The sequence below is a fragment of the Kitasatospora sp. NPDC086791 genome (genome assembly GCF_040685975.1).
Taxonomy (GTDB): Bacteria; Actinomycetota; Actinomycetes; order Streptomycetales; family Streptomycetaceae; genus Kitasatospora.
In genome coordinates, this window is sequence record NZ_JBFBOC010000001.1 from 439,982 (window position 1) to 457,486 (window position 17,505).

General features: G+C 74.3%; 5 protein-coding genes. 1 reads left to right on the forward strand and 4 read right to left on the reverse strand.

Annotation, left to right across the window (positions count from 1 at the left end; genetic code table 11):
- Window positions 1-12: 12 nt before the first annotated feature.
- The 4 genes from AB0Q99_RS01700 to AB0Q99_RS01715 form a co-directional block, all read right to left on the reverse strand.
- Entirely contained in the window at window positions 13-1,770 is a 1,758-nt protein-coding gene (locus AB0Q99_RS01700; RefSeq protein ID WP_363567369.1) for an NAD(P)/FAD-dependent oxidoreductase, read from the reverse strand.
- Window positions 1,757-11,074, reverse strand: coding sequence for an amino acid adenylation domain-containing protein (locus tag AB0Q99_RS01705; RefSeq protein ID WP_363567371.1), 9,318 nt, complete (start codon window positions 11,072-11,074; stop codon window positions 1,757-1,759). Before AB0Q99_RS01705 ends, AB0Q99_RS01700 begins: the two co-directional genes overlap by 14 nt.
- Window positions 11,075-11,139: 65 nt before the next feature.
- Complete coding sequence (locus AB0Q99_RS01710; RefSeq protein WP_363567373.1) at window positions 11,140-11,997, reverse strand: sterol desaturase family protein; 858 nt, start codon at window positions 11,995-11,997, stop codon at window positions 11,140-11,142.
- 338 nt (window positions 11,998-12,335) lie between these two features.
- Window positions 12,336-13,778, reverse strand: coding sequence for a helix-turn-helix transcriptional regulator (locus AB0Q99_RS01715; protein WP_363567375.1), 1,443 nt, complete (start codon window positions 13,776-13,778; stop codon window positions 12,336-12,338).
- 459 nt (window positions 13,779-14,237) lie between these two features.
- Between AB0Q99_RS01715 and AB0Q99_RS01720 the strand changes: the two genes are divergently transcribed.
- Window positions 14,238-17,447 carry a M28 family peptidase gene (locus AB0Q99_RS01720; protein ID WP_363567377.1) on the forward strand — a complete coding sequence of 1,070 codons (3,210 nt, stop codon included), beginning with the start codon at window positions 14,238-14,240 and terminating at the stop codon, window positions 17,445-17,447.
- The last annotated feature ends 58 nt before the right edge of the window (window positions 17,448-17,505 follow it).

Below are 17,505 nucleotides of genomic sequence, written 5' to 3' on the forward strand. Positions count from 1 at the left end.
TCGTCGTCCCGCTCACTCCGCCACTCCCACTTCCACGTCCACGTCCGCCCGTCCCACGTCCGCCGCCTCCCTTGCCCCCTCCGGCCCGCCCTCGCCCGGCCGCCCCTCGGTGGCCCGGCCGAGTTGCGGCAGGCGGCCCCACTTGCCGGGGTGCCAGGGCTCCCGGTTGTCGCTGGGCCAGGCCCGGAACGGCAGGCCCAGCTCCCGGCAGAGGTACTGCACGGCGAACCGTCCGCTGGTCGCGGCCCGGATCAGTCCGCCGAGCGCGGTCCACTGCCCGGCCATCGAGAAGCCGTCGAGGCCGGGCAGCCGCATCCGGTCCCGGTTGACCAGCCGGTTGGCGGCGTCCTCGGCCTCGGAGAAGGCCTGCCAGGCGAGGATGCTGCCGTAGGTGTTGCCGGTGAACCGCTCGGTGGTCACCGGCGAGGCCACGTCGACCAGTTCGATCCGCCGGCCGAGCCCCGGGTACGTCCGGTCCAGGAAGCCCCGGACGAACCCGGCGACCTCCTGCTTGCGGGCCCGGTACGCCCGGCGGTCCCGGACCCGCAGGTCCTTCCAGGAGCGGTAGTCGCTGAAGTAGGTGCAGTGCAGCACCGACTTGCCGGGCGGGGCGAAGCCCTCCGCGTAGGCCGAACGCAGCTGCACCACCAGGCTGCTCTGCAGCGAGCCGGGCAGCCGGGCGCCCTCCTCGGGTGCCAGCAGGTAGGTGGTGCTGTGCGGTTCGCCCGCCGGCAGCGGGCCGTCGACGCCGACGAAGGCGGAGACCACGGCCGGGTACAGGTTGCCCGGTTTGTCGAGCAGTTCGCCGTACAGCCGGTCGGTGGTGGGGCTGGAGTAGCGGCCTTGGAGCAGCCGGTCGAGGACGGTCGGGCCGTCACAGGCGGCGACCACGTGGTCGGCGAAGTGCCGTGATCCGTCCCGGAGTTCGACGCCGACGGCGCGGCCGTCCTCGATCAGGACCCGCTCCACCCGGCAGCGGTAGCCGATCACCCCGCCGAGTGCGGTGTAGCGCTCCTCCACCGAGCGCGCCAGGCCCAGCGAACCGCCCTGCGGGAAGCCCGCGTTGCCGTTGTGCGCGGCGGCCAGCGTGTACAGGTACGGCAGCAGCGGGAAGCCGGTCGGCTCCTGCAGGAACATGGTCGGGAAGGCCCGGCGCAGCAGCGGGTCCTGGAAGCGCTCGGCGAAGCCGCTCATCGGGGTGGTAGCGGTGCGCCAGAACAGCCGGCAGGCGGGCAGCACGGTGCGCAGGGTGCGCAGCCGCTCCGCCGGGGTGCGCAGCGGCGGCGGGGTGAGGTCCCAGGGCAGGTCGATGGCGGCGAAGCGGCGCAGGTCCCGGCAGAAGGCCCGGATCGGCTTGGCGTCGTCGGGGGCGAGGGCCAGCAGGTGGTGTTCCAGCCGGTCCGGGTCGCCGTAGAAGGTGACGGCGCGGCCGTGTTCGTCGACGACCCGGGTGAAGGTGTCGAAGCGGGTCACCGACTTGCCGTCCAGGGCGCCGAGTTCGCGCCAGACCTGGTGCGCGCCGGTGCCCTCGGCGGTGCCGATCAGCCAGTCGATGCAGTAGTCGAACAGGTAGCCGTGCCGGGACCACGCGGTGCAGCAGCCACCGGGCAGGACGTGCTTCTCGAAGACCCGGGTCTCCAGGCCGCTCATCTGCGCGTAGCAGCCGGTGGCGAGGCCGGCCAGGCCGGCCCCGATCACGATGACCCGGGGCGGGCCGCCGGGGGCCCGCTCCCGGACGGACCAGTCCGGTCCGCGGTCAGTCGCGGCCATCGGCGGCGCCTCCGGCCGGGAGGTCGTCCGCCGGGAGGTCGTCCGCCGGGAAGCCGCCCGCCAGGATCGCGCCCGCGAGTGCGGCGTTGCGGGCGGCGTGCGCGCCGTCGAGCATCTCGGCGTGGCTGCCGTGGCCGGCGTGCACGGCGGTGCCGGTGGTGGAGGCGCCGTGCCAGGAGCCCTCCTCCCCGTCGACGTGCACGCCCAGCCGCTCGCGCTCGCAGACCACGTCGAGCCGGGCCCGCACCGTGCCGGTGTTGGGCGTGCGGCTACAGAACTCCAGGTAGTCCCGGGCCTGTTCGAGGGTCTGCCGGGCGACGATCCGCGAGCCGGTGTGGCGGTGCAGGTGTTCCCGGAGTTCGCGCTCGAAGACGGCCACGTGCTCCTCGCCGAGGTCGAAGGCGTCCAGGGCGCGGTAGGCGTCCACCAGCAGCACCGAAGCGACCGTGCGGCCGCGGCGTTCCAGCTCCTTGGCCACTTCGAAGGCGAGGTTGCCGCCGAGCGAGTAGCCGAGCAGCGCGTACGGTCCGGCCGGGTGCAGTTCCTCGACCAGGTCGGCGTAGCGGGCGGTCTTGTCGTCGCCGGTCAGGTAGTTGAAGGCGGCGATCCGGTGCTCGGGCAGGTGCGCGGCGAGCTGCCGGTAGACCAGTCCGTGCCCGCCGGCCGGCGGGAAGCAGAACACCGTACGGTCGCCGTCCGCCGCGGAGTTGAACCAGAGGTGGGGCTGGCCGCCGGCCACCTCGCCGGTGACGATCTGCTCGACGGTGCGGGCCATCCCGTGCAGGGTGGTGACCTTGAACAGCAGGCCGACCGGGATGGCGATGCTGAACTCGGTCTGCAGGTGGTGGATCAGCTCGATCAGCCGGATCGAGCTGCCGCCGAGTTCGAAGAAGTCGTGCTGCAGGCCGACGTCGTCCAGGCCGAGCAGGTTCCGCCAGTGTTCGGCGACCCGGGTCTCGTAGAGGGTGACGGGCGGTTCGTGCTGGGCTCCGCCGGTGTCGGCCTCCGGCTCCGGCAGGGCGGCGAGGTCGACCTTGCCGTTCGGGGTGAGCGGTAGCGCGGGCAGTTCGGTGAGGTAGGAGGGGATCATCACGGTGGGCAGGTGCTCGGCCAAGTGGCGGCGCAGTTCGCGGCGGTCCAGCACGGCGCCCTCCGCGGGCACCACGTAGGCGGCCAGCACGGCCTCGCCCGTGGCGTCCGGGCGGACCGCCACGCAGGCCTGGGCGAGTTCGGGGCGGGCGGTGAGGTGGGCCTCGATCTCGCCCGGCTCGATCCGGTGGCCGCGGACCTTGACCTGGTTGTCGATCCGGCCGAGCAGGTGCGCGGTGCCGGCGGTGTCCCAGTGCCCGAGGTCGCCGGTGCGGTAGAGCCGCAGCGGTGTGCCGTCCGGCTCCAGCGTGGCGAAGCGCCGGGCGGTCAGCTCCGGGTCATTGGGGTAGCCGGCCGCGACGCCCGCGCCGCCGATCCACAGCTCGCCGGGGACGCCCACCGGGACGGGCTCGCCGTACGGGTCCAGGATGTACAGCGCGCTGTTCGGGAAGGGTCGGCCGATCGGCACCATCCGGCCGGGTTCCAGTTCCTCGGCCGTGCCCTCGTAGTAGGTGCTGTCGACGGTGGCCTCGGTCAGGCCGTAGGAGTTGACCAGCCGGGTCCGCTCGCCGCACAGGGCCCGCAGCCGGCGGTGCTCGGCGGCCTTCCAGGAGTCGGAGCCGACGACGAGCAGCTTCAGGAAGTCCAGCCGCAGGCCGTCGCGTTCGCAGTGGGTCAGCAGGGCGCGGGCCACGGCGGGCACGAACTCGCCGCAGTCGACGGCCTCTTCGCGCATCACCCGGTACAGCCGGGCGGTGTCGAAGAGCAGTTCGCGGTCGACCAGGACGAGGGTGCCGCCGGTGCCGAGCGCCCGGGCGAGGTCGCCGGAGAAGACGTCGAAGGCCGTCCCGGCCATCTGCAGGTGCACCCGGACCTCGGTGTCCAGCCGGTACTCCGCGCGCCAGCCGGCGGTGACGGCGGCCAGGTTGCGGTGGTCGACCCGGACCCCCTTCGGGCGGCCGGTGGAGCCGGAGGTGTGGATCACGTAGGCGGCCCGGTCCGGGTCGGCGGCGGGCAGCGGCCCGGCCGACCGGTCCGGATCCGGGTCGACGTCCAGGTCAAGGTCCAGCTCCAGCTCCGCCAGGGTGACCGGCTCGGCGGGCAGCGCCACGGCGGGCGGGCGCCGCTCGTCGACCACCACCAGCGCGGCGCCGGCGTCCGCCACCTGGTACGCCAGCCGGTCGGCCGGGTGCCCGGGGTCGAGCGGCAGGTAGGCCGCGCCGGCCCGCCAGATCCCCAGCAGGGTGGTGATCAGCTCGGGCGACTTGTCCAGGCAGACGGCCACCACCGAGCCCTCCCCGACGCCCAGGTCGCGCAGCCGTCCGGCGGTGTGCCGGGAGCGCCGGTCCAGCTCGCCGTAGGTGAGGCGCCGGGCCCCGTCGCGGCCGGGCGCGACCACGGCGACGGCCTCCGGGTGCTCGGCGGCGGCCCGGGCGATCAGCTCCGGCACGGGGGTGCCGTGGCCGGTCCGGCACCCGGCGCCGCTGAACCCGGTGAGGATCTCCCGGCGTTCGGCCGCGTCCAGCATCCGCAGCCGCCCGACCGGCTCGCCCTCGGCGGCGCGGGTCATGGCGTCCAGCAGGTTGCGGTAGTGCGCGGCCAGCCGCCGGACGGTGGCGGGCTCGAAGAGGTCGGAGTTGTACTTGAGGACGCAGTGGAAGCAGTCGTCCGAGCGGTCCTCGTAGGCGGACAGCGTCAGGTCGAACTGGCCCTCCTCCTCCGGGAGTTCGATGTACTCCAGGCGGTAGCCGAAGCGCTCCACGGCGACCTTGTGGGTGAGCAGGATGAACATCGCCTGGAACACCGCGGAGCGGCTCGGGTCGTGCTGCAGCCCCAACTGCTCGACCAGCAGCGGGAAGGGGTACTCCTGATTGTCCAGCCCGCCGAGCACGCTCTCCCGCACCCGGGCCAGCAGCTCGGCCACCGTCGGCTCCCCGGCCAGGCTCACGTGCAGCGGCAGCGGGTTGACGAAGTAGCCGTAGACGGAACCGAACTCCTCCCGGGTGCGGCCGGTCACCGGGCTGCCGACCACGATGTCCGGCTGCCCGGACCACCGGTGCAGCAGCAGGTAGTAGCCGGCGAGCAGCACCATGAACGGGGTGACCTGCTGCGCACGGGCCAACTCACCTACACGGGAGGTGAGTTCGGCGTCCAGCCGGAAGAACTCGGACGCACCGTTGTGGGTCTGCACGGCCGGCCGGGGCTTGTCGGTGGGCAGCGCCAGCACCGGCGTCCCGGCGGGCAGCCGGCCGCGCCAGTAGTCGAGCATCCGCTGCGCCCCGGGGCCGGCCAGGAAGCGGTTCTGGTGGTTGAGGAAGTCCAGGTAGCGGGCGGGCACCGGGGGCAGTTCGGGGGTGCGCCCGCGGCGCAGCGCCTCGTAGACCTCGAACAGCTCCTCGATGAAGGTGAAGGTGGAGATCGCGTCCGAGACGATGTGGTGGACGGCCTTCATCAGCACCCAGCGGTCCGGCCCGCGCCGGAACAGCCGCAGCCGGACCAGCGGGTCCTCGGCGAGGTCGTAGGGCCGCCGGTACTCGCGGACGATCAGTTCGTGGATCTCCTCCCACGGGCGGCCCTCGACGTCGAACAGCCCGGTGTCGGACAGGACTTCCGCGCGGATGCGCTGGACCGGACGGCCCTCCTCGCTGGTGAAGGCGGCGCGCAGTCCGGGGTGGCGGGCGACCAGCCGGCGGAAGGCGGCGAACACCAGCTCCGGGTCGAGCTCGGCGCGGATCTCGACGGCGCCGCCGATGTTGTACGCGAAGCCCTCGGGGTGCAGTTGGCGCAGGAACCAGAGGGCCTGCTGGTTGTGGGTGAGCGGGTAGCGGGACTCGTCGGTGTGCGGTTCGACCTCGGCCCGCGCCGGGCCGGCGTCGGCTTCGAGCCGCTCGTCCAGGCCCTCGGCGAGCAGGTCGACCAGGTCGCCGACGGTGCCGTTGCCGAGCAGGGCCACCACCGGCAGGGCGACGCCCAGGTCGCCGTGCACCCGGGCGCGCAGCTCCATCGCGAGCAGCGAGTCCAGGCCGTGCGCGCCGAGCCCGGTGTCCGGGCCGATCCGGTCGACGCCGGTCCGCAGCACGGCCGCGGCGGCGGCGGTGAACCGCTCGGTGACCAGGTCCCGTCGGGTCCCCGGGTCGGCCGCCCGGTAGGCGTCCAGGAAGCCGCCGGTCTCGGCCGGGGCCTGCTCGGCGGCGCTCGCGGCCAGCTCGGCGACCAGTGGCGGGGGCGCCGGGTACCAGGCGAGGAAGGTCGGCCAGTCGACCACGGTGGCGACCAGCAGCTGGGCGTGGTCCTGGCCGAGGACGCGCTCCAGCACGGCCGTCCCGGCGTGCGGCGGCAGCGAGCTCATCCCGCGGGCGTCCCGGTAGTGGGCGACCAGGCCCAGTTCCTCGATCATGCCGGTGGCCCAGGGGCCCCAGTCCAGGCTGAGCGCGGGCAGGCCGGCGGCCCGGCGGTGGTGCGCGAGGGCGTCCAGGAAGGCGTTCCCGGCCGCGTAGTTGGTCTGCCCGGCGGTGGTGAGCAGCGCGGCGACGGAGGCGAACAGCACGAAGTGGTCGAGCGGTTCGTCGCGCAGCAGCCGGTGCAGCAGGTGGCCGCCGGCCACCTTGGGGGCGTACCCGGCGTCGAAGGCGGCGCGGTCCATCTGCGCCAGCAGGGTGTCCTTGACCTGCCCGGCGAGGTGGAACACGCCCCGGATCGGCGGGTGTTGGTGCTCCCGGTAGTCGGCGAGCCAGTCGGCCAGGGCGGTTTCGTCGGTGACGTCCACCGGGGCGAGCAGCGGTTCGGCGCCGAGTGCCCGCAGTTCGCGCAGGAAGGCGATCCGCTCCCCGGCGGGGGTGTCCGGATCGGTCTGCGCCCACCGGGAGCGCTCGGGCAGGGCGGTGCGGCCGACCAGGATCAGCCGCCGGGCGCCGCGCCTGACCAGGGTGCGGCAGAGCAGCCGGCCGAGGGCGCCGAACGCGCCGGTGACCAGGTAGCTGCCATCGGGGCGCAGGACCGGCGGCAGCGGCCGGGTGAGGCCCTGGGCCGGGCGCAGCCGGGCGGTCAGGCGGCGGCCGGCCCGCAGCGCGAGCTCCTGCTCGTCCCGGGCGGCGAGTTCGGCGAGCAGCGCCTCGGCCTGGTCGGCCGCGGGGGCGGCCGGATCGAGGTCGATCAGGCTGCCGCGCTGGGCGGTGAGTTCCTGCTGCCACAGGACGCGCCCGATGCCCCAGGCGGGGGCGCCGAGCGGTTCGACCCGGTCGCCGGGGGCGGCGGGCTGGGTGCCCCGGGTGACGATGTGCAGCCGGCCGTCCGGGCGGGCCTCGGGCAGGGCCCGGGCGAGGGCGATCAGCGAGTAGGCGCCGAGGGTGGCGAGTGCGTCGAGCCGGTCGGGCGGGGTGGCGTCGAGGGCGGGCAGGTCGAGGTTCCAGAGGTGGACGACGGTGCGGTAGCCGGGTGCCAGGTCGGCGAGCAGCCGCCGGAGGTCCTCGGCGGAGTCGGGCCGTACGGTCGAGTGCCCGTCGCCGTGGCGGTACTCCGGGCCGGGCCGGACGAGGTGGCAGCGGGCGCCGCGCTCGGCGGCGAGCGCGGCCAGCCGTTCGGCGAGGCCGCTCCGGTCGGCGAGGAGCAGCAGGTCGCCGGGGTCCTGGCCGGGCGCGGCGGGCGCGGGCGCCTCCGGCCAGGCGACCTCGGTGAGCCAGCCGTCGATGGTGGCCAGGCCGACCGAGGCCGGTGCCTGGGCGACGTCGGCGACCCGGAAGCCGGTGATCCGGCCGAGCGGGGTGCCGTCCTCGGCGTGCAGGGCGATGTCGCCGACGAGTTCGCCGCCGCCGTCCCGGGTGACGGTGGCGTGTGCCCAGATCGGCCGGTCGCCGATCGCGTCGAGCCTGACCTCCTCGATGGCGACGGGCAGCCGGACGCCGCCGCCGGCGGGGGTGTGCAGGGTGGTGGTGAGCAGGGTCTGGAAGCAGGCGTCCAGCAGTACCGGGTGCAGGTGGTGGTCGGCCGCGTCGGGGCCGAGGGCGGCGGTCGGCCGGATCCGGGCGAGCGCCCGGCCGGGGCCGGCCCAGACCTCCGCGATGGCCCGGAAGGCCGGTCCGTAGTCGTAGCCGCGTTCGGCCAGTCGCCGGTAGCAGTCCGGTCCGTCGAGGTGCCGCCCGTAGGCGTCCGGCGCCGAGAGGTCCAGTGCGGGGCCGTACGAGCGGCGCTGGCCGGTGCGGACCCGGCCGCAGGCGTGCACGGTCGGCTCGCCGCCGGCGGGGGTGGCGGCGACGCTGAAGCGGGCGTCCTGCGGCGCGTAGCCGAACTGGACCGGGACGGGCTCGGTCTCGGAGAGGAACAGCGCCCGGTTGAGTTCGACCTCGGCCAGCACCACCTCGGTGCCGCCGGTCAGGGCGCGGACGGCCTGGGCGGCCATCTCCAGGTACCCGGCGGCCGGGAAGACCGCCTGGCCCTCGATCCGGTGGTCGGTCAGGTACGGCAGCCGCTCGGGGTCCAGCGCGGTGGTCCAGCCGGGCTGGGCGCTCGCGGTGCGGCGGCCGAGCAGCGGGTGGTCGACCCGGCCGAGCCTGACCCGCGCGACCGGCTCGGGCTCGGTCCAGTACCGGTCGCGCCGCCAGGGGTACGTCGGCAGCGGCACCGGACGGCCGGCCGGGTGCAGCGCGTGCCAGCTCAACTCGACGCCGAGGGTGTGCAGTTCGGCCAGGCTGTGGGCGAAGCGGGTGGGCTCGTGCTGGCCGCGACGGATCGACGGCAGGGTGTGGGCGTGCTCGGCGCACTCGCGGATCGCGTGCCCGAGCACCGGGTGCGGCCCGACCTCCAGGAACAGACCGTGCCCGTCCTCGGCCATCCGCTCGACGGCGGCCCGGAACCGCACCGGGTTGCGGACGTTCTCCCACCAGTAGCCGCCGTCCAGTTCGGGGCCGCGGGCGAGCCCCTCCCGCGCGGTCAGGTAGAGCGGCAGCCGCGCCTCCCGTGGTTTGACGGCGGCGAGCGCGGCGGTCAGCTCGTCCCGGATCGGCTCCATCCGCACGCTGTGGTACGGGACTTCGACGTCCAGCAGGCGGGTGAAGACGCCCTGCTGCCGCAGCTCCCCGGCCAGTTCGCCGAGGGCGTCGGTGTCCCCGGCCAGGGTCACCGCGGACGGGCTGTTGACCGCGCCGAGCGAGACCCGGGCGCGGTACGGCCGGATCCGGCGCTCCGCCTCCGCCTCCGGCAGGCCGACCGCGAGCATGCCGCCGGTGCCGGCCAGCCGCTGCTGGAGCCGGCTGCGGGCCAGCACCACCCGGACGGCGTCGGCGAGGTCGTACACCCCGGCCTCGTGGAAGGCCGCCACCTCGCCGGTGCTGTGGCCCACCACCGCGTCGGGGTGCAGGCCGTGGCTTCGCCAGAGTGCCGAGAGCCCCACCTGGACGGCGAAGTTGGCGGGCTGGGCCAGCCAGGTCTCGGCCATCCGGGAGTCCGCCTCGTCCCGGCCCAGTTCGGTCAGCAGCGACCAGCCGGCCTGCTCGCGGATCTCCCCGTCGACGGCCCGGACGGCCTCCCGGTAGACCGGCTCGTGCTCGTACAGGCCGCGGCCCATCCCCCACCACTGCGGGCCCATGCCGGTGAACACCCAGGCCAGGCGCCGCTGTCGGCGCTCCCGGGCGCGGCCCCGGACCACCCGCGGGTGCTCCTCGCCGCGCTCGCACGCGGCCAGCGCCTCGTCCAGCTCCGGCCGGGAGGCGTACGCGACCGCGAGCCGCTCGGGCAGGTGCTGGCGGCGGTGCGCCAGGGTGTGGCCGAGGTCGGTGAGCGAGACCCCGGCGGCGAGCTCCCGCCGTACGGCGGCGGCGAGTTCGGGCAGTGCGGCGGCGTCCTTGGTGCTCAGCGGCAGGACGGTGCAGACCGGCCGCGCGACCGGCCCGGCGGGCTCCGGGGCGGGCGGCTCCTCCAGCAGGACGTGTGCGTTGGTGCCGCCGAAACCGAAGGAATTGACGCCCGCGCGGGCCGGTCCCCGGTGCTCGGGCCAGTCGACCGGCCCGGTCGGGATCTCGAAGGGCAGCACGGCCAGGTCGATGCCGGGGTTGGGGCGCTCCAGGTTGAGGTGCGGCGGGATGCGGCGGTGCTTGAGGGCGAGCGCGGTCTTGATCAGCCCGGCGACCCCGGCGGCGGCCTCGGTGTGCCCGATGTTGGTCTTGACCGAGCCGACGTAGCAGCGGTCCCCGGCGCGGCGGCCGATGCCGAGCACCCGGCCGAGCGCGGCGGCCTCGATCGGGTCGCCGACCGGGGTGGAGGTGCCGTGCGCCTCGACGTACTGCAGGCTGCCGGGCAGCACCCCGGCCTCGGCGCAGACCCGCTCGATCAGGGCGACCTGGGCGTCCGCGCTGGGGACGGTGATGCCGTTGGTGCGGCCGTCCTGGTTGACGCCGCTGCCGAGGATCACGGCGTGCACCGGATCCCCGTCGCGCCGCGCGTCGGAGAGCCGCTTGAGCACGACCACGCCGACGCCCTCGGCCCGGACGTAGCCGTCGGCGGCGGCGTCGAAGGCGCGCGAGCGGCCGTCCGCGGAGAGGAAGCCGCCCTTGGTCTCGGCGATCGTGTACTGCGGCGCCATGTGCAGCAACGCGCCTCCGGCCAGGGCGAGTTCGGTCTCGCCGCGGAGCAGGCTCTGGCAGGCCAGGTGGACCGCGACCAGCGAGGAGCTGCAGGCGGTGTCGATCGAGACGCTGGGGCCGCGGAAGTCGAAGCAGTGCGAGATCCGGTTGGAGACCATCGTCATCATGGTGCCGGTGGCGGTGTGCGCGGCGATGGTCGCGAAGTCGAGGTCGGCGAACTGCAGGATCTTCCAGTCGAGGGTGAAGGCACCCATGTAGACGCCCACGTCGCGGCCGGCCAGCTCGGCCGGGCGCAGGCCGCCGTCCTCCAGCGCCTCCCAGCTGACCTCCAGGAGCTTGCGCTGCTGCGGGTCCATGTGCTCGGCCTCGCGCGGGCTGATCCCGAAGAAGTCCGGGTCGAAGGTGTCGAAGCCGTCGATGTAGCCGCCCCGGCCGCCGATCAGACGCCCCGGTTTGGCCCGGTCCCGGCTGCCCAGGGTGGCGGTGTCGTAGCGGTCGGCGGGCGTCCCGGTGAGACAGTCCCGGCCCTCGATCAGGTTGCGCCAGTAGGTCCGGTGGTCGTTGGCGTGTCCCGGCAGGCGGCAGCCGATACCGGTGATCGCGATGGGCTCGCGGGGCGCGGCGGAGGGCGAGGAGGTCATGGTCCATTCCGGGGGTGATGGCGTGGCGCCGGGGGCACGGGCAAGGGGGCTGCGCGGACCGGAGTTCAGACGGACTGCTCGGTGGTCCTCACCCGGCGCCAGGGGTGCAGCAGGCTGGCGCCGAGCTCGCCGGTCGTGGGGAACGCGGCCGGGTCGGTCAGGCCGACGGCGGTGGGCACGCGGCCGGGCCGCCAGGTGTAGCTCCCGAACACGTGGTCCCACAGCGAGAGGTCGGAGGCGTAGTGGCCGGCTTCGGCCAGGTCGGTGCTGTGGTGCAGGCGGTGGAGTTCCGGGCCGGCCAGGACGTGGCCGAGCGGCCCGAGGTGGACGTCGATGTTCGCGTGGACGAAATACCCCTGCGCCATGACGAATATTCCGACCACGAACACTGAATCCGCCGAGAATCCGATCAGCGCCAGCGAAAGTTGGACCACGGACTGCGCGACGAGGACGTCCAGGAAATGGTTCACGCCGTTGTTCGCGACGTTCACCTTCTCCGGCACGTGGTGCACGCCGTGCAGCCGCCAGAGCCACCGGTTGCGGTGCGACCAGCGGTGCACGAGGTAGTCGCCGAGCGAGCCGACCAGCAGCGCGAGCGGGATCTCCGCCGCGAAGGGCAGCGCCGGGTGCGCCGGGCCGAGCAGCTCCACCAGCGCCGCCACCAGACCCTGGGCCAGCCCCCCGCCGACCATGCTCAGCACGAAGTAGACGCTGTACCAGCCGAGTTCACGCCGCGTCGGGTGCCAGTCGGTCCGGTACGGGATCACCCTCTCCAGCACCGCCAGGTATCCGATGACGGCCACCAGGACGAGCGGGGAGACCCGGTCGGGTGCCCAGTGCAGGCGCAAGGTCACGACGGCGGTGGACAGGACGCCCAACAGCAGGAGCGGATGGGCGAGTCGGCGTGCGATGGCGTACAGCACGCGCCCCCCGTTCTTCGCAGACCAACGACCGGAAACGTCTCGACTCTAGCGGGAGCCGATGGTTGGGGCAGTCATTCGACGTGTTAACGCCACGAATGACCCGATCGGCGGACGATGCGCACACGAAGTTGACGCTCGGACGGCGCGAAGAGGGCGCATTTCCCCGTAGGGGCGGGAGTTGTGGGGGCGCGGCACCGTCACACCGCACAGTGAGCGCCGGCGGGCGCCCCGTCCGAACGCCTCCCGAACGCCGCCCGGACACGTCCCGACCGCCTTCCGACCGCCTTCCGGCCCGTCCCTTGACGACCCCTTGCCGGCCCCTTGGCGACTGCCGCCGCTCAGGCCCGGACCAGCTCCGCGAGTTGGTGGGCGGCGCGCGGTTCGTACGCCGCCAGGCGGTCGCGCAGGCCGCGCAGCTCGTGCTCCACCAGCGCCGGGAGGACGGCCGCAGGAGTCGCCTCCAGCGCGGGCGCGAGGAGTTCGACGGCCGTCCGCGGATCGTGCGCGCAGACGTGGCAGTCCGCCGCCCGGACGATGAACAGCAGGCGGCTGGAGGGGAGTTGGTTCGGGCCGAGCAGGCCGAGCGCGGTCTCGGTGGCGCTCAGCGCCCGGCGGGCCAGCCGGGGGTCGTCACCGGCCGCCGCGAGGTCGCGCAGCGCGGCGGCCGCGGCGGACTCGACCCGCATCCGCATCGAGGCGATGGAGAGCCAGGGCGCGTCGACCTCGTCCTGCGCGCCGATGTGGTCCAGGTGCGCCCGGGCCAGCCCGATCTGCCGGACGGTCGAGCGGACGTCGCCGGTCAGGGCGTGCGCGCGGGCCCGGCTGATCCGGCCCATCGCACCGGCCCAGTGCCGGCCGGGCGCGACCCGGTCGATCTCGCGGGCGTAGCCGAGCGCCGCCTCCGGATCGCCGTCCAGCCGGGCCAGGATGCTCAGGTCGCTGAGCGTGCCGACCTGGGTGGCCCGGTCCCCGGCGAGCCCGGCCCAGGTGAACGCGCGGTCGTAGCAGGCCATCGCGGTGGCGTTGCGGCCGTCCTGCATGCGCAGCGCGCCGGCCGCGTGGGCGTGTTCGGCGGCCAGCCGGGCGAGCGGACCGCGCTGCCCGGCTGGGGCGTCGGCGAGCCGGGCGAGCACGGCGTGCAGGGTGCGTTCGACGGCGGCGGCGAGGCCCGGCCGGTCGCCGGTCTCGCCGGAGCGCAGCCGGGCGGCGAGCAGTCCGGTCAGGGCGTGCGCGGTGGCGGCGTCCAGCGGTGCGGCGGAGGCCGGCTCGGCGAGCGCTCCGGGGGCGCAGAACTCGGCGTGCAGGGCGGCGAGTTCGCCGGCTCCGGGGACGGCGCAGCCGTCGGCGCCGTGCAGCGGGCAGAGCAGGCCGTAGTCCGGCAACCGGGCGGGGGCGGCCGGGGCAGGGGCGGGGACGGCCGGAGCCGGACCGGCCGCGGCGGCACCGGGCAGCGGGGGCCGCAGCAGCGCGGGCGAGAAGGAGTCGAGGGCGCACAGCTCGGCGGTCTCGGCGCGCAGGCAGGCGGCGCTCACCTCCCCTCCGGCGAGCAGGAGTTCGTCGATCCGGTCGGCGATCCTGGGGGTGACCCGGCGGGCTCCGTGCTCGATCTTGCTGACCGCGGTGTGGTCGTAGCCGATCCCGGCGCCGAGCTGCGCCTGGGTGAGGCCGGCCCGGCGCCGCCAGTGCCGCAGCCGGGCGCCGAACTCCTGCCAGGCGCCCCGGCCCTGGCCGGTCGGCGGTGCCGGAGCCCCCGCCGCAGGGACCACGCGGTTGCGCTCCACGGCTTCCTCCCCGGGTGCATCGCCGCCCCGGCCCGGTGCGGGGCCCGCCGACGATTCCAGTGGTTCCGACGACTCCGATGACGAGGACGGTGCCCGGTGCCCGGTGGCCGACGCGCCCGATCGCCCACCTGCCCGACGACAGACGTGCTCGACGACCGACGTGCCCGGTGCCGACGCGCCCGATCGCCGACGGTACTCGATGGCCACCCTCGCCGTACATGATGTGGTCTCAACCACTCGCGGAAAAGCCCAGCTTGACGCGAAGCCGGGCCGCGGGCTTGACGGAATTTGCCAACCCTATGCATCGCCCGCACCAGCCATTGACCCGAGCATGACGCCATGTGAGGGTTCGGGCACCCGAGCGCGGACGGCCCGCACGGCCGCCCCCCGACACGGCCTGCGGTGCGCCACCAGCCATGCCCGTCCGCGGTCGAGGACCCCCACATGCGAGGAGCCTCGATGCAACGCAGAGTTTCCACCGGCAGGTTGCTCACCACGGCGACCACCCTGACCGTGCTGGCCGGCCTGATCGCCGCCAGCACGGGGCCGGCCACCGCCGCGCCCACCCCCGCCCCGGCACCGCCCACCGCCCTGGCCGCCGCCGTCAACGCCGCCGACGCCGCGGCCTCGGCGGGCCTGGACGCCCTGGCCAAGGGCCCCGACGAGTCCTATGAACGCACGTCCGTCACCCCGTGGGTCGGCGGCCTCTACTCCGTCGCGTACGAGCGCAGCTACCGCGGCCTGCCGGTGGTCGGCGGCGACGCGGTGGTGCTCGCCGACGGCCAGGGCAAGGTCCGCGGCCTGCAGTCCGCCGCCCCCGGCCCGGTCGGCGGGTCCGTCACCCCGAAGATCGGCGCGGACAAGGCGGAGAAGACGGCCCGCACCGCACTGCCCGCGGTGGACTCGGTGGAGTCGAACCGCCTGGTCGTCCGGGTCAAGGACGGCAGCGGCGGCCGGCTCGCCTGGGAGACCGTGCTCAGCGGCCACCGGGGCAGCGCCCCGAGCCGGCTGCACGTCTTCGTCGACGCGGCGACCGGCGAGGTCGTCGACAGCTACGACGACGTCCACGCCGGCACCGTCAACAGCAAGTGGAACGGGCCCGCCCCGGTCACCATCAGCACCACCGGCTCGGGCGGCTCGTACTCGCTGCGCGACCCCAACCGGCCGGGCCTGTCCTGTTCCGACTACAGCACCGGTCAGGTGTTCTCCAAGTCCGGCGACTCCTGGGGCACCGGCAGCCCGACCAGCAAGGAGACCGGCTGCGGGGACGCGATGTTCGCGGCCCAGAAGGAATGGGACATGCTCCGCGACTGGCTGGGTCGCAACGGGCACGACGGCAACGGCGGCAGCTGGCCGGTGAAGGTCGGCCTCAACGACGTCAACGCCTACTGGGACGGCAGCTCGATATCCATCGGCCACAGCCAGGCCAACGAGTGGATCGCCTCGATCGACGTGGTCGGCCACGAGTTCGGCCACGGCATCGACCAGTACACCCCCGGCGGCGCCAACAACGAGGCCGGGCTCGGCGAGTCCACCGGCGACATCATGGGCGCGCTCACCGAGGCGTACGCCAACGAGCCCGCGCCGTACGACAGTCCGGACTACACCGTCGGCGAGATGATCAACCTGGTCGGCACCGGGCCGATCCGCAACATGTACAACCCCTCGCTGGTGAGCAACAACCCCAACTGCTACTCCGCCTCCATCCCGAACACCGAGGAGCACGCGGCGGCCGGCCCGCTGAACCACTGGTTCTACCTGCTGGCCGAGGGCTCCAACCCGGGCGGCGGCAAGCCCACCAGCCCGACCTGCAACAACTCCTCGGTCACCGGCATCGGTGTCAAGGACGCCGGCCGGGTCTTCTACGGCGGCATGCTGCTCAAGACCAGCGGCATGACGTACAAGCGCTACCGCACCGCCACCCTGACCGCGGCGAAGAACCTGGACCCGTCCTGCACCTTCTTCAACCGGGCCAAGGCCGCCTGGGACGCGGTCAGCGTGACCGCGCAGAGCGGTGACCCGACCTGCACGCCGTCCGGCACCAACGACTTCTCGCTGTCGCTCGCCCCCGCGGCCGGCTCGGTCCAGCCCGGCTCCTCGACCACGGCGACGGTCGGCACCGCCCTCACCTCGGGCACCGCGCAGTCCGTCAACCTGAGCGTCTCCGGCGCCCCGTCCGGGGTCACCGCGACGGTCAGCCCCTCGTCCGTGCAGACCGGTTCCTCCGCCACGCTGACCCTGTCGGCCTCCGCGGGCGCCCCGGCCGGGACGTACGTGATCACCGTGACCGGCACCGCCGGCGCGGCCACCCACACCGCCCAGTACACCCTGACCGTCGGCGGCGGGGGCAACCCCGGCGGGCCCGCGCCCGACATCGACGTCGCCAAGGTCCAGGCCCACCTGTCGCAGCTGAACACCATCGCCAACCAGAACGGCGGCAACCGCCGGGCGGGCACCGCCGGGCACAGCCAGTCGGTGGCGTACATCAAGGCCAAGCTGCAGGCGGCCGGGTACACCGTCAGCGAGCAGACCTGCACCTCCTGCACCTACCAGTCCAACAACCTGATCGCCGACTGGCCCGGCGGCCCGTCCGACCAGGTCACCATGTTCGGCGCGCACCTGGACAGCGTCGGCGCCGGCCCCGGCATCAACGACAACGGCTCCGGCTCGGCCACCCTGCTGGAGAACGCCCTGGTGCTCGCCCAGCAGAACCCCTCGCTGACCCGGCACGTCCGGTTCGCCTGGTGGACCGGCGAGGAACAGGGCCTGCAGGGCTCGCAGTTCTACGTCGGCCAGCTCGGCTCCGCCCAGCGCTCCGCGATCAAGGCCTACTACAACTTCGACATGGTCGGCTCGCCCAACGCCGGCTACTTCATCAACAACATCTCCTCCTCGGCCTCCGCGCCGATGAAGGCCTACTGGGACTCGCTCAACCTGCAGCCGGAGGAGAACGTCGAGGGCCAGGGCCGCTCGGACGACTACTCCTTCCAGCAGGCCGGCATCCCGACCTCGGGCTACGCGGCCGGCGCCAGCGCCACCAAGACCTCGGCGCAGGCGGCCAAGTGGGGCGGCACGGCGGGCCGTTCCTACGACTCCTGCTACCACCAGTCCTGCGACACCACGGGCAACGTCGACGCGACGGTGCTCAACCGCAGCGCCGACGGCGTGGCCTACACCATCTGGAAGACCTCGGTCGGCGGCAGCACGCCCGCCAACGACTTCTCCGTCTCGGTGAACCCGGCCACCGCCACCGTCAACCCCGGTGACACCGCCACGGCGACCGTCGCCACCGCGACCACCTCCGGCTCGGCCCAGACGGTCACCCTGACCGCCTCGGGCACCCCGGCGGGCGTCACGGTCTCCTTCAGCCCGTCCTCGGTGCAGTCCGGCGGCTCCGCGACGGTGACCCTCGCGACCTCCGCCTCCACCGCGGCCGGCACCTACAGCATCACCCTCACCGGGACCGGCTCCGCCACCCACAGCACCAGCTTCTCGCTGGTCGTGGGCAACGGGAACCCCAACCCCGGTGGCACCTGGACGCCCGGCGCCACCTACAAGACCGGCGACACGGTGACGTACAACGGGGTCACCTACGTCTGCCTCCAGGGCCACACCGCCCAGGTCGGCTGGGAGCCGCCGATCGTCCCGGCGCTGTGGCAGCCGGTGTGACCGGCGCGACCTGACGCCGCGTGAAAGCCGCCGCGCCGCGGTCCGTCCGAGGGGGACG